Genomic DNA, 13,588 nt, shown 5'->3' on the forward strand with positions numbered 1-13,588 from the left:
ACATAGAGCTCTATTACAATAGGGTGCGCATGCATTCCACCCTGGGCTACATGTCTCCAGTGGAATACGAGCGGCAATACGCTTGAGGATCCTTAAAAGAAAGTCCAGTTTATCCTTCCCACTCCAATGGATACGCCTAGGCGCGGTCCAAGAAATCGTCCGCACCCCCTTCTAGGAACTATCTCACCGCGACTAATAGATGGTTAGTTCATGCTGCTTTGGTGGCCGGTTCGACCGGTACCGTTGCGCGTCACGGTTTCATGGAGCAAAAAGAACCCGGGGACCTGTTTGGTCTCGGTGTATTCCATAAGGATGCCGTCGGCGTTGTAGGTCTGCCCGCGTATAACGGCGAGTGCGTTAAAGTCGTCGAGATCGAGCACGCGCGCATCTTCGGGCGTGGGGTGCTCGATCGTTACATCGCGTTTGCCCGTGGCAATCTTAATGCCAAGGTCTTCTTCGAGGTAACGATAGATCGAATCGTTGACAATCTCGGGTGTCAGTCCCGGTACCTGTGAGCTTAGGTAATAGGAGTCGTCGGAGCACACGGCATGTCCGTCTGCATAACGAATGCGTTTGGCGCGCGTAAGCTCGCAGCCTTCGGGAAACCCGGTAATCCCGGAGAGTGCCTTGCTACAGACGAGGAGCTCAAAGACGGTGGTGACAGTCTTGAGCTCAAAGCCTCGGCTGGTCGCGATTTCCTTAAAGGTCTCGAGTCCGCCGCCACCACGACTCTTCTCGTCACTGATGTTGCGAATGACGCGCATGCCTTTGCCTTGCTGGGGGAGCACGTAACCATCTGCCGCAAGCATCGAGATGGCGCGACGGACCGTCATGCGCGAACAGTCAAACAGCTGCGTGAGCTCAGTCTCCGAAGGCAGATAACTCTGATAGGCGTATGTGCCGTCGTCAATCGACTGCTTAACGTTGTCATAAATAGTTTGGAAGATGGCTCGCGCCATGACGGTCTCCTAGAGCTGGGCGCGTGAACGACGGATGAGGGCCGCCCGCGCAGGTGTCAATCGATTTACTTGCTGGGGTCGATTATATATTTGCCCATGGCACGCAGGGCCGGGTCTGACAGGATGGCGCCGAGTTCATCGAGGGAAGCTACCTTTGCGACCATCGAGGATACGTCGAGCCTGCCAGAGTCGATGAGCTCGAGCGCACGACGCTGCGTATAAGGGTTGATGTAGGACGAGGTAAGCACAAGCTCCTTCTGGAAGACCTCGAAGGGCTTGACGGTGATTGTCTCATCGGGCTTGGTGAGGCCGAACATCATGACCGTAGCCTTGTGGCCGGCGATCTGGATGGCCTGCTCGATGGTGACGGGCTTGCCAACACACTCGATAACGACATCGACGTTGCCGACGCCCTCCTGCTTCAGGCGGGCCGGGACGTCCTCGTGGATGGAATCAATTGCCAGGTCGGCGCCGAGTTTGAGCGCAACCTCGCGCTTGCCTTCGACGGGCTCGAGCAAGACAACCTTGGTGGCGCCGGCGTTTTTAGCAAGCTGCATCATGAGCAGACCGATCATGCCACCGCCGATAACGACAACTGTGCTGCCGGGCTTGATGTTGCACATATCGATGCCGTGCAGGCAGCAGGCGACGGGCTCGGTCATAGCGCCCTGCTCGAAGCTGGTGTGATCGCCCAACTTGTAGACTTGCTGCATATCGACGGAGCAGTACTCGGCAAAGCCGCCGTTAACGGTGGTGCCGTAACCGGTCATATGCTCGCAGTAGTGGTTGATTCCGTCGCGGCAGGGTTCGCAGCAGCCGCAGGGATGGTTTGGGTCGATGCACACGCGATCGCCCGGTTTAAAGCCAGCGACGTCGCTGCCCACGGCCTCGACAACGCCCGCAAACTCATGACCAAGGATCGTGGGCGGGGTAACGTCGGCTGCACCCTTGTCGCCTTCATAGATATGAACGTCGGTACCGCAGACGCCGCAAGCTTTGACGTTGATCAGAACGTCGCGCCTGCCCACGGCCGGCTTTGCCGATTCCTCGACTCTGAGGTCGTGCTTTCCATAGAAGACCGCGCTTTTCATGGTGACTCCTTAACGTGGCGGTGAATGTTGTAATGAAGTATAGGTATGTCTATAGATATAGACAAGCACATCTAGACAAGTAGAAAAGAAATTTATAATGCAGTCATCAGCTATGTCAGATTTAACAGGCGAAATACTGGACATATACCGTTTACGGCCAATAATCAACCGTTTACCGACCGTAGTATTTATGCTAACTTGTCTAGATAAGTGATATGATAAAAATGGAAGCGCAAGAAGTCAGGGAAGCGGGCCCACCCGTCCTATTGCACGAGGTACACGCAAACGGCGCGTCTGCGGTCTCGAGTGAAGCCAAAACCGCAGCCGCTCCGAATGAAGAGAGGGGGATTCCCCGTCATGATGCAAAAGATACAACGTTTCGGCGGTGCAATGTACACGCCTGCAATTCTTTTCGCATTTTCCGGAATCGTCGTCGGCCTGGGTACGTTGTTTACCACCGAGGCGATCTTTGGCGAGATGGCCACAGCGGGTCATCTTTGGTTTGATTGCTGGAATGTGCTGCTCCAGGGTGGTTGGACGCTCTTTAACCAGATGCCGTTGCTGTTTTGCGTAGCGTTGCCAATCTCGCTCGCGAACAAGCAGAACGCTCGCTGCTGCATGGAGGCTTTGGCCATCTACCTTACCTTCAACTACTTTGTAAGCACAATCTTGGGGCAGTGGGGCCCTGTCTTTGGGGTCGACTACTCTGTCGAGGCGGGCAGCGGTACTGGTCTTGCCACTATCGCAAGCATCAAAACGCTTGATATGGGCATCATGGGCGCGCTTATCATTTCAGGTATCGCCACGATGCTTCACAACAAGTACTTCGACACCGAACTTCCTGAGTGGCTGGGCGTGTTCTCGGGCTCCGTGTTCATCTATATGATCGGTTTCTTCGTTATGGTTCCGGTCGCTCTTATCGCCTGCCTGGTGTGGCCGCATGTTCAGGCTGCTATCTCCGCCTTCCAGGGATTCATCCTTTCCGCCGGTACGTTTGGCGTGGGTGTCTTTGCTTTCTTCGAGCGCGTGCTGATCCCTGCAGGCCTGCACCACTTTATCTATACGCCGTTCTATTACGACAACGCGGCGGTCAACGGCGGCATCTTTGCTGCTTGGGCCAACATCCTGCCCCAACTGGCTGCCGATCCGAGCATTGCTCTTAAGGATGCCGCACCCTGGGCTGCCTATACCTGCCCTGGTTGGACTAAGGTCTTCGGCTCGCTTGGCGTCGCCATTGCGTTTTATATGACCGCCAAACCCGAGCGCAAGCAGCGCGTCAAGGCTCTGCTGATCCCGGTCACCCTTACCGCTATGCTTTGCGGTATCACCGAGCCGCTTGACTTCACCTTCCTGTTCATCGCGCCCGGCCTGTTCGTCGTCCACTGCGTGCTCGGAGCGCTCGGCTGCATGGCTCAAAACCTCCTTGGTGTCGTGGGCATCTTCGACGGCGGCATCATCTCGATGCTCTCGTGGGACTGGCTGCCCCTTTGGGCCGCACACGGTCTGCAGTACGCCATCTCCATCCTTGTCGGTCTGTGCTTTACCGCCCTTTGGGTCGTGGTCTTCCGTTTCCTGATCGTCAAGTTCAACTTTAAGACCCCCGGTCGCGAGGATGACGATGTTGAGGTCGAGCTCAAGTCCAAGGCCGACTACAAGCAAAAGCAGGGCGGTGCTGCTGCTGGCAAATCGGTCGCCCAGAGTAAAGATGATGAGCGCTTGGTGCTTGCCGAGAACATCCTCGATCTGCTCGGTGGCACGGATAACATCATCGATGTAACTAACTGCGCTACCCGTCTGCGCGTTAACGTCAAGGACAAGAGCGTCGTTGCACCCGAGGCTTCCTTCAAGGCGATCGGTACGCATGGCTTGGTGGTCCAAGGTCAGTCAATCCAGGTCATCATCGGCCTTACCGTCCCGCAGGTTCGCGAGAAGTTCGAGAGTCTTCTGAAGTTCGAGAGTCTTCTGTAAACCATCGTCCATCGAAACAATCGGCCTTGCAGAGCCGGTATGCACCGCAAGGCCGATTCTAGAGATAAAAAACTCCACTTCTAGGTAACAATTCCAAACCGCGCAAGGCCGCGTGCGGGGACGGATTGAGCAAGCGGCCAGAATGAGGAGGACATCATGTCCAAGAAGAACTATGCCGTGACCATTGCCGGCGGTGGCTCCACCTTCACCCCGGGCATTGCCCTGATGCTGCTCGAGGAGCGCGACCGCTTCCCGGTCAACAAGGTGACCTTCTATGACAACAACGCCGAGCGCCAGGAGATCGTTGCCAAGGCGTGCGAGATCTACTTCCACGAGAACGCTCCCGAGGTTGAGTTCAACTACACCACCGACCCCGAAACCGCTTTTACCGGCACTGACTTCGTCCTTGCTCACATCCGCGTGGGTCTGTACGCCATGCGCGAGCTCGACGAGAAGATCCCCCTCAAGTACGGCTGCGTTGGTCAGGAGACCTGCGGTGCCGGCGGCATCGCCTACGGTATGCGCTCCATCGGCGGTGTCATCGAGATCCTGGACTACATGGAGAAGTACAGCCCCAACGCCTGGATGCTCAACTACTCCAACCCCGCGGCTATCGTCGCAGAGGCCTGCCGCGTGCTGCGTCCCAACAGCCGCATCATCAACATCTGTGACATGCCGATCGACCTCATGGATAAGATGAGCCGTATGTGCGGCATCAAGGATCGTCGCGAGCTGCAGTACAGCTACTACGGCCTCAACCACTTTGGTTGGTGGAGCAAGATCTACGACAAGGAGGGTAACGACCTCATGCCGCAGATCAAGGAGCACATGGCAAAGAACGGCTACTTGGACGGCATTGAGCACGAGGCCGGTAAGGAGCAGCACGTCGAGGAGAGCTGGATTCACACCTTCGGCAAGGCCAAGGATGTCTATGCTGTCGATCCCGAGACGATTCCCAATACCTACCTCAAGTATTACCTGTACCCGGACTATGTCGTCGAGACGTCTGACCCCAACTACACTCGCGCCAATGAGGTTATGGACGGCCGCGAGAAGAAGGTCTTTGGCGCTTGCCGCGACATCATCGCCAAGGGTACGGCCAAGGACGGCGGCTTTGAGCCGGATGTACATGCCAACTACATCGTCGACCTTGCTTGCGCACTGGCCGAGAATACGCTCGAGCGCTTCCTGCTGATCGTCCCCAACGATGGCGCTGTGCCCAACTTCGACCCGACGGCCATGGTCGAGGTGCCTTGCATCGTCGGCTCCAACGGCTTTGAGAAGATCTGCCAGGGCCCGATTCCGCAGTTCCAGAAGGGTCTGATGGAGCAGCAGGTTTCCGTCGAGAAGCTCGTTGTCCAGGCTTGGGTCGAGGGCAGCTACCAGAAGCTCTGGCAGGCACTCACGCTCTCCAAGACCATTCCTTCAGCGAGCATTGCTAAGCAGATCCTGGACGAGCTCATCGAGGCCAACAAGGATTTCTGGCCCGAGCTTAAGTAAGGACTGCTGTCTCGAACCTCACGCATCTCTGCTTCATTTGCGCCGCCGCGGTGTCCGGATTCGCCCGGATGCTGCGGCGGCGCTATACTTATGAGGTTTGAAGTACCTGTACCAAAAGGAGCTGTCGTGTCCCTTTCCATCGGTATCGTGGGCCTGCCCAACGTGGGCAAGTCGACGCTGTTCACCGCGCTTACCAAAAAGACCGGCCTTGCCGCCAACTACCCGTTTGCCACGATCGACCCCAACGTGGGTATCGTCGATGTGCCCGATAGCCGCCTGCAAAAGCTCGCCGACATCGTCAACCCCGGTCGCATTGTGCCGGCGACGGTCGAGTTTGTCGACATCGCAGGTCTGGTGAAGGGCGCTAACGAGGGCGAGGGCCTGGGCAACCAGTTCTTGGCAAACATCCGCGAGACCGACGCCATCTGCGAGGTCGTGCGCTACTTTAAGGACCCCAACGTCATGCGTGAGGTGGGCCGCACGGGCGAGTTCGTCGATCCCGCCGGCGATGCCGACACCATCATGACCGAGCTCATCCTGGCCGACATGGGCACGCTCGAGAAGCAGCTGCCTAAGCTCGAGAAGGAGGCCAAGCGCGACAAGGAGCTCATGCCCAAGTTCGAGGTTGCCAAGCGCCTGCTTGCCTGGCTCAACGAGGGCAAGCGCGCCGCATCCATGGAGATGACCGACGAGGAGCGTGCCGCCGCCAAGGGGCTGTTCCTGCTCACTATGAAGCCCATCCTGTATGTGGCCAACGTGGACGAGGATATGCTCAACGACGATCTGGCGCCCATCGACGGCGTCAAGCCGCTGCCTATCTGCGCCAAGATCGAGGCCGAGCTTTCCGAGCTCGATCCCGAGGACGCCGCCGACTATCTGGAAAGCTTGGGCCTGGAGCAGCCCGGTCTGGACGTGCTCGCGCAGGCAGCCTACAAGCTGCTCGGCCTGCAGTCGTTCTTTACGGCCGGCGAGATGGAGGTCAAGGCCTGGACGGTTCGTCAGGGCGCGACCGCCCCGCAGGCCGCCGGTGTCATCCACACGGACTTTGAGCGCGGCTTTATTAAGGCCGAGGTCATTGGCTACGACGACTACATCGAGCTCGGCGGCGAGCAGGGCGCCAAGGCTGCCGGCAAGCTGCGCATTGAGGGCAAGGACTATGTCATGGCCGATGGCGACGTCGTGCACTTCCGCTTTAACGTGTAAGGGCGACGCGCATGTTTAAATATGGCAAAAAAGCCGGCTACATGGGCATCGCGCTGCTGGTGCTCGCGGTGATTCCGCTGGTGGTTGCAGCGTTTGTTATCCCCAACATTGGTCCCGAGGTGGCAACAAAGTTTAACGCAGCAGGCGAGGTGACGCGTTGGGGCAAGAGCTACGAGCTGCTGGCGCTGCCGGTGCTCAACCTGCTGCTCGGCGTGGCGACGTATTTTACCGCCGGTCGTCAAGCAAAGAACAATGATGACTCCGCCGCCATGGCGCGCATCGTGTGCGAGCGCTACCTGCGCAACGGTTGCATCACGGGTGTGTTCCTCAACGTGATCAACGTTTACTTTATGTACTCGGCGATTACCGGAACGGGCTTTGGTTTTGGTTTCTAGCTTGTCCTTTTAGGCAACGAGCCTGCAAGCATATTCGATGGCTGCTGCGAGGCCGCCGCTCGATCGTGGTTGAAAGACTACATCGGCGGCGGCCTCGTTTTCGTATCCGGCGCCGCGAAGGGCGAGTGCTATGCCGGCTTCTAAAAGGAGCGGCAGGCCGCGTTGGCTGGTTGCGATTACGGCAACCTGATTGAGCGAGCAGCCGTGCGTTTGGCATTGAATGGCAAGTTCACCTTGCGTCGGGCAAGGGACCAGAACGGCGACGACGCGACTTGATAGCAATGCAAATGCTGTGCGCTCATCGGGCGAAAGGCATTCTGCTTCAACGACGACGAGCTTGGGCGGTGCGCTGTTTGTGCGAAGCGTGGCTCGGTGCATGCGGACCGAAGAACCCGACATAGAAAACTCCTGTGTATTCGGGAAAACGTAAACTATAGTTTACGTTTATGTTCGGCTCCATTTCAAACTCGGCTGCATGGACGAACGTGCGAAACAGATTCTTGGCAGGCGGGTCGAAGAGACACGCAGGGACCTTGGTATCTCCAAGGTTGATTTTTGTGTGGCGACAGGAATCAGCCGACCCTACCTCGACCGAATCGAAGATGGGACGGCAAATTTCACGCTCAAGGTTCTATTTAAGATCGCGCCCGCACTCGGCATGACGGTGTCAGAGCTTCTTGAAGGCATTGAGTAGGGGATACCGGTCGATGCCTGGCTACGCCATCGGGATGCGGTCGTGGTTGACTTGGCTGTAGAACAGGCGCTGGATTTCGGCGGCATCGCGTGACTGGCCGAGTGCCCACATGGTCTTGGCCACGAGCGTCTCGGTGGTCATGTCGTCGCCGCGCAAAATACCCGGATGATCGGCGTAAGCTCGGCCGACCTCATAAATACCCAGGTCGAGGCCCTCCTCGGGGACCTGCGTGGTCATAACGACAGTGCGACCCGAATCGACCCAGCGGAAAATTGCCTCTTGGAACGACTCGCCCGACTCGCCAAACTCGGGAATACCGCCAATGCCAAAGGTCTCCAGAATCACGGCGTCGTAGCTATTGGCAAGGGCGTCGAGGATGCCCGGGTTTACGCCGGGCGTAAGCTTGAGTACAAATACGCGCGGGTCGATGCTGTCGTAGAAACGCACCGGGTTTTCGCCCTGATGCGTGCCGTGAAGCCCGTTGCGCACGATGCGGTCGTTGCGGATATAGGCGATGGGCGGATAGTTGACGCTGATGAACGCGTTAAAGCTCATGGTGCGCTGCTTGCGGGCGCGCGTGCCGGCAATGGCGACGCCGCCAAACACAATCGACACATCGTGCGAATGCTCGTCGAGCGCATAGAGCAGGCTCTGATACAGATTGAGCTTGGCATCGGTAAAGGGGTTGCCCATGGGCTTTTGCGAGCCGGTGAGCACGATGGGCTTGGGGCTGTCCTGAATCAGGTAGGAAAGTGCTGCCGCGGTGTAACTCATGGTGTCGGTGCCGTGCAGAATCACGAAGCCGTCGTGATCGGCATAGCCTTCGACGATGACATCGCGGATACGCATCCAGTCGCTCGGGCGCATATTGGTGCTGTCGATGTTCATGGGCTGCACCACGTCGAGCTCGCAGAGGCCCGAGATCTCGGGGACGCTCTGGGCGAGCTCCTCACCGGTCAGGGCGGGGGAGAGGCCGTTGCCGTCCTCGGTCGATGCGATGGTGCCGCCCGTGGCGATGAGAAGGATGCGCTTCATGCTGGTATTCCTATCGTATTTGCCGCCGCAGAGGCGGAGTCGTTCGGCAGTATTGTGGCACAGGGCGTCCAATGTTCAAACGTATTACATCATCTGTAACATTTGGTAACACTTCAATTGCCGTCAAATAGGGGCCTAGGTCGTGCGTTTGCCGTGCGCTGATGGCTGCGAGGGGCGAGAAACCCCATATAACGTGTACACTATGAAGGCTATTTTCGTTCATTCACGCGGGTGGGCACCGGCTCCCCGCCAACAAGAGGGGGAACCATGGATCAAAAGGCTTCCGCAAAGGTCCTCGTACTCGACTTTGGTGCGCAGTACGGTCAGCTCATTGCCCGTCGCGTCCGCGACCTCAACGTGTATTCCGAGATTGTCCCCTGCGACATCTCGGCCGACGAGATTCGCGAGATGAACGCCTCTGCGCTCATCCTTTCTGGCGGTCCGGCTTCCGTGTACGCCGAGGACGCTCCGTCCATCGATCCTGCCATCTTTGACCTGGGCCTTCCCGTCCTGGGCTTCTGCTACGGCCATCAGATCACGGCCGTGACGCTTGGCGGCAAGGTCGGCCACTCCGAGGTGGGCGAGTACGGCCGCGCCACCATCACGCGCACGGCCGGCGCCAAGCTCTTTAACTTCACGCCCATGGAGCAGACCGTGTGGATGAGCCACCGCGACGCCGTGTCCGAGGTGCCCGAGGGCTTTACCGTTACCGCCAGCACCGACGTGTGCCCGGTTGCCGCCATGGAGTGCGTCGAGCGCAAGATTTTCACCACGCAGTTCCACCCCGAGGTCAAGCACTCCGAGTACGGTCAGCAGCTGCTGAGCAACTTCCTGTTTGAGATCTGCGGCCTGGAGCCCAACTGGAGCATGGACAACCTGGTCGAGACCATGACGGCCGAGTTCCGCGAGAAGGTCGGCGACGACCGCGTGATTCTGGCCCTGTCCGGCGGCGTCGACTCCTCCGTCGTGGCCGCCCTGGGCGCCCGTGCCGTGGGCAAGCAGATGACCTGCGTGTTCATCAACCACGGCCTGCTGCGCAAGGGCGAGCCCGAGCAGGTGGAGGAGGTCTTCACCAAGCAGTTTGACGTCGACTTTATCCACGTTCACGCCGAGGACCGCTATGCCGAGCTTCTGGCTGGCGTGACCGAGCCCGAGGAGAAGCGCCGCATCATCGGTACGCAGTTCTGGAAAGAGTTCTTCGCCGTGGCGCAGCAGCTCGAGACCGATGGCAAGCCGGTCAAGTACCTGGCTCAGGGCACCATCTACCCCGACATCATCGAGTCCGGCGCTCGCAAGACGGGCGGCAAGACGGCCACCATCAAGAGCCACCACAACCTGATCCCGTTCCCCGAGGGCGTGCACTTCGACCTCATCGAGCCGCTCGATCATTTCTTTAAGGACGAGGTCCGTGCACTTGGTCTGGCACTGGGCCTGCCGGGTCACATCGTGTTCCGCCAGCCTTTCCCGGGTCCGGGTCTGGCCATCCGCATCATCGGCGCGGTTGACAAGGAGAAGCTCGAGATCCTCAAGAACGCCGATGCTATCGTGCGCGAGGAGCTCGACGCCTACAACCAGCGTCTGTTTGAGCAGACCGGCGAGCGCAACTCCGAGCACAGCTGCTGGCAGTATTTCGCGGTCCTGCCCGACATTAAGTCTGTGGGCGTTATGGGCGACGAGCGTACCTATCAGCGCCCGATCATCCTGCGTGCCGTCGAGTCCAGCGATGCCATGACCGCCGACTGGGCCAAGCTGCCCTACGACGTACTGGCCCGCATCTCCGGCCGCATCGTTGCCGAGGTTCCCGGCGCCAACCGCGTGTGCTACGACATCACGTCTAAGCCGCCCGCGACGATCGAATGGGAGTAGGCTGATAGGGTTCTGACCTGCACTTTTGAGTGCCGCACTGTGCTCCTGAGTTTCGTTTCGTACGAGAGTTACGGCAAAACCACCAGCGACATTGGTGAGTAAACTCGATTATCGAGCCTCCGTTCCCATGTTGGAACGGAGGCTTTTTCTTTGCCTTTTTACTCTCTTTCACCTGCGATTTCGCGATTTACTCCCCGTGTTTCAAGATGGAAGCGTTTGGTTGCGAGGCACGCCGGTGTGAGGGCCTGAGCCGTCAGGCCCCGCACAGGGGGACCGCGATGGTGGCCACCGCGCCGCCCGAGGGGCTGTTGGCGAGCGAGACGGAGCCCCCGTGGGCGCTCGCGGCCTCGGAGGCGGCGTGGAGGCCGAGCCCGTAGTGGCGGCCTCCGTCGCGCGAGGAGCGGGAGGAGTCGTCTGTGAAGAGGCGCTCGCAGCCGCGTTCGAGGGCGGCGGGAGAGAAGCCCGGTCCGTCGTCGGACACCTCGATGACGAGGTGGCCGCCCTCGACGTCGCAGGAGACCGCCACGCGCGAGCGCGCGTGCTCGGCGGCGTTGGCCACGAGGTTCGCGGCGGCTCGCGCCAGGGCGGTTCGGTCGAGCGGGGCCTCGGGCGCGCCCGCGACAGCAGGGCCCGTGGCCGCGTCGAGCGTCACGCCTCGCGCCCGGGCGATCTGGGCGGCCTCGGCGAGGACCTGCTCGCAGAGCTCGGCCGGCCGCATGGGGGCCCTCTCCGCCCCGCCGGACCCGCGCGAGGCCTCGATGAGCAGGCGCACGTAGCCGTCGAGCCTTTCGACACTGCCGGCTATGTCGCGCGCGGCGGCCGCGAGGTCGGCGTCTTTCTCGTCTTCCAGCTCCTCCGCCACGAAGTCGGCGTTGGCGCGCAGCACGGTGAGCGGCGTCTTGAGGTCGTGGGCGAGCGACGCCACCTGCTCGCGCTGCCCCCGCTCCGCGGCCCAGCGGGCTTCGAGCGACTCGGCGAGGGAGGCCCGCATGGCGTCCATCGCGGCGAGGACGTCGTTCACCTCGCGCACGTTGGTGCTGCCGACCGCGAAGTCGAGCTCCCCCGCGCCGACGCGCTCCGCCGCCTCCGCGAGCGGCGCCATCTTGCGCGAGATCACGCGGCTCGCGCGGCGCGCCACGAGCGCGAGCGCGAGCGCGCTTCCCGCAGCGGCGCCGACGAGCATGAGGTTCTGCGGGTTGGGAAGCAGGCCGGCGAGGTCGCGCGAGACCCACTGCGGCAGGTACTCGCTGACGAGTGCACAGGCCCCGCCGCCCTTGAGCGGGAACGCGGCGTAGGTGAGGCCCGAGCCCCCGCCCTCGATCTCCACTGTGCCCGGATCCGCGGCGAGTGCCGCACGGGCCATTTCCGTCACGTCCTCGAGCCGCGTGCCCTCGAGGTCTGTCATCAGCACGTATCCGTCCTTATTCAGGATGAGGTAGCGGTACGCCGTCGGCACGTCCTGCTGCCCGCAGACGCCGTCGCGTGCCAGGCCCTCCGCGACCTCGCGCGCATTGGCCGGCCCCCAGCTTGCCTCGTAGACGAAGCCCGCGTCGATCGCAGCGGAGAGCGCCATGAACGAGGCGAGCCACGCCGTGGCGACCGCCGCGAACGCGTAGGCGAAGTAGCGCGCGATGACGAAGGAGAGCGACATGCCCCCGTGACCTCGCGCCCCGGTCCTCAGAGCTGCCACTTGTACCCCATCCCCCAGACGGTCGCGATCGGATCGGCGCCGGCCTCGGAGAGTTTCCTCCGGGCGCGGCTGACCTGCATGGATATGGCCGCGTCGTCGGCGTCGCTCTCCCAGCCGAGCACCGCCTCGCCGCCCACGGCGAGGCCGCGCGCCCCGAGGTCGATCCGCACCTCCCCGAAGGAGAGGGCGTGCGAGCGCGGCCGGCGCTCACGGCGTAGATGGGCCGCGACCTTGGCGCGCAGCTCCGCGGCCCCGAAGGGCTTGCGGACGTAGTCGTCGGCGCCCAGGCCGTAGCCGGCCACGGCGTCCTCCTCGGCCACGCGCGCGGTCAGGAAGATGATGGGCCCGTCGAAGTCCGGGCGGATCTGCCGCACGAGCTCGAAGCCGTCGAGCCCCGGCATCATGACGTCGCAGAGCACGAGGTCGAAGCGCGAGAGGTCCGTCCCCGGGACCGCCGTCGGGTCCGCTGCCTTGACGACCTCATGGCCGTCGCGGCCGAGGACGCGCGCGAGCGCGTCGAGGATCGCCCGCTCATCATCCACTGCCAGTATCCTCGCCATGTTCGACCTCCTGAAACTCCCGTCGGCATTGTACTTGCGCCGCGCTCAGCGGTCCAGAGCCCCGCGCGCAGCGCCGACCCCACAGCCGGCGTCGAGCAGGGCATTCCCGCCCAGGACGAGCGCTGTGGAGAGGAGGGCGAGCACGGCGGCGAGCGGCTTCCTATGCATCTGCCCTCCCGTCCTCGAAGCGGCAGAACCAGGCGATAAGGACGGCGGCGGCTGCCAGGGTGAGCACGAGGCTGGCGAGCGCAGTCGTGAGGAGAGGGCCCGCCGCGCGTGCGGCGTCGATGAAGGCCTCCACCCCGAGCGACCCCAGGCGCGCGGGCCAGGCGAGCGGCACCCAGCTCAGGGGCGTCGCCAGGGCACCGGTGAGCTCGCCGGTCATGAGGCCGTGCGCAAGTCCGCCCACCGAGAAGAACGCGAGGAGCATCCCCGCCGCGCCGGCGCCGATGGCGGCGTTGCGGCCGAGGCGCAGGGCCACGCTGAGCCCCAGCGCGTAGAGGGGCAGGCTGCCCAGCACGATGCCCGCCCAGGCGGCCGCAAGCGGAGCGGGCCCGAGCGGCAGGCGCCCGGCGACGGCGAGCGCGGCCCCGAACACGCCGAGCGCCACGGCCAGCGCGCCCGCGC

The 13,588-nt window shown here is 61.5% G+C and carries 12 protein-coding genes and 1 pseudogene; 6 read left to right on the forward strand and 7 right to left on the reverse strand.

Going from position 1 to position 13,588, the window contains the following annotated elements; translation table 11 throughout:
* Positions 1–203 precede the first annotated feature (203 nt).
* On the reverse strand, positions 204–959 hold the full coding sequence (locus AAAX59_RS09005; protein ID WP_117770020.1) for a GntR family transcriptional regulator: 756 nt from the start codon (positions 957–959) through the stop codon (positions 204–206).
* A 65-nt stretch (positions 960–1,024) separates the two neighbouring features.
* Positions 1,025–2,050, reverse strand: coding sequence for a zinc-dependent alcohol dehydrogenase family protein (locus AAAX59_RS09010; protein WP_118387611.1), 1,026 nt, complete (start codon positions 2,048–2,050; stop codon positions 1,025–1,027).
* A gap of 357 nt (positions 2,051–2,407) precedes the next feature.
* Between AAAX59_RS09010 and AAAX59_RS09015 the strand changes: the two genes are divergently transcribed.
* From AAAX59_RS09015 to AAAX59_RS09030, 4 genes are all read left to right on the forward strand, one after another.
* Entirely contained in the window at positions 2,408–4,018 is a 1,611-nt protein-coding gene (locus AAAX59_RS09015) for an alpha-glucoside-specific PTS transporter subunit IIBC (RefSeq protein ID WP_349071512.1), read from the forward strand.
* A gap of 156 nt (positions 4,019–4,174) precedes the next feature.
* The gene (locus AAAX59_RS09020) at positions 4,175–5,518 is read left to right on the forward strand and encodes a 6-phospho-alpha-glucosidase (RefSeq protein ID WP_349071513.1); all 1,344 of its coding nucleotides are present in this window, start codon (positions 4,175–4,177) and stop codon (positions 5,516–5,518) included.
* A gap of 126 nt (positions 5,519–5,644) precedes the next feature.
* Positions 5,645–6,721: a redox-regulated ATPase YchF gene (gene ychF / locus AAAX59_RS09025; protein ID WP_035136922.1), complete on the forward strand. Its 1,077-nt coding sequence runs from the start codon at positions 5,645–5,647 to the stop codon at positions 6,719–6,721.
* 11 nt (positions 6,722–6,732) lie between these two features.
* The gene (locus AAAX59_RS09030) at positions 6,733–7,116 is read left to right on the forward strand and encodes a DUF1648 domain-containing protein (RefSeq protein ID WP_138341578.1); all 384 of its coding nucleotides are present in this window, start codon (positions 6,733–6,735) and stop codon (positions 7,114–7,116) included.
* Between the two features lie 9 nt (positions 7,117–7,125).
* Here AAAX59_RS09030 and AAAX59_RS09035 read toward each other — a convergent pair whose 3' ends face one another.
* Positions 7,126–7,515 carry a hypothetical protein gene (locus tag AAAX59_RS09035; protein WP_349071514.1) on the reverse strand — a complete coding sequence of 130 codons (390 nt, stop codon included), beginning with the start codon at positions 7,513–7,515 and terminating at the stop codon, positions 7,126–7,128.
* 76 nt (positions 7,516–7,591) lie between these two features.
* Between AAAX59_RS09035 and AAAX59_RS09040 the strand changes: the two genes are divergently transcribed.
* The gene (locus AAAX59_RS09040) at positions 7,592–7,810 is read left to right on the forward strand and encodes a helix-turn-helix transcriptional regulator (protein ID WP_035136926.1); all 219 of its coding nucleotides are present in this window, start codon (positions 7,592–7,594) and stop codon (positions 7,808–7,810) included.
* 21 nt (positions 7,811–7,831) lie between these two features.
* Here AAAX59_RS09040 and AAAX59_RS09045 read toward each other — a convergent pair whose 3' ends face one another.
* Positions 7,832–8,845 (reverse strand): asparaginase, encoded by a 1,014-nt coding sequence (locus AAAX59_RS09045; RefSeq protein ID WP_349071515.1) that lies wholly within the window; start codon positions 8,843–8,845, stop codon positions 7,832–7,834.
* A 267-nt stretch (positions 8,846–9,112) separates the two neighbouring features.
* On the opposite strand from AAAX59_RS09045, the gene guaA reads away from it, so the two are divergent.
* Positions 9,113–10,711: a glutamine-hydrolyzing GMP synthase gene (guaA, locus tag AAAX59_RS09050; RefSeq protein ID WP_349071516.1), complete on the forward strand. Its 1,599-nt coding sequence runs from the start codon at positions 9,113–9,115 to the stop codon at positions 10,709–10,711.
* Between the two features lie 253 nt (positions 10,712–10,964).
* On the opposite strand, the gene AAAX59_RS09055 is transcribed toward guaA, so the two are convergent.
* The 3 genes and pseudogenes from AAAX59_RS09055 to AAAX59_RS09065 form a co-directional block, all read right to left on the reverse strand.
* The gene (locus AAAX59_RS09055) at positions 10,965–12,362 is read right to left on the reverse strand and encodes a HAMP domain-containing sensor histidine kinase (protein WP_349071517.1); all 1,398 of its coding nucleotides are present in this window, start codon (positions 12,360–12,362) and stop codon (positions 10,965–10,967) included.
* Between the two features lie 26 nt (positions 12,363–12,388).
* A complete protein-coding gene (locus tag AAAX59_RS09060) occupies positions 12,389–12,961 on the reverse strand; it encodes a response regulator transcription factor (protein WP_349071518.1) in 573 nt (190 codons plus the stop codon).
* A gap of 160 nt (positions 12,962–13,121) precedes the next feature.
* A pseudogene (locus AAAX59_RS09065) lies at positions 13,122–13,588 on the reverse strand (lantibiotic ABC transporter permease); the annotation flags it as partial.

Source organism: Collinsella sp. CLA-ER-H2, from assembly GCF_040092405.1.
In the GTDB taxonomy this organism is placed as follows: domain Bacteria; phylum Actinomycetota; class Coriobacteriia; order Coriobacteriales; family Coriobacteriaceae; genus Collinsella.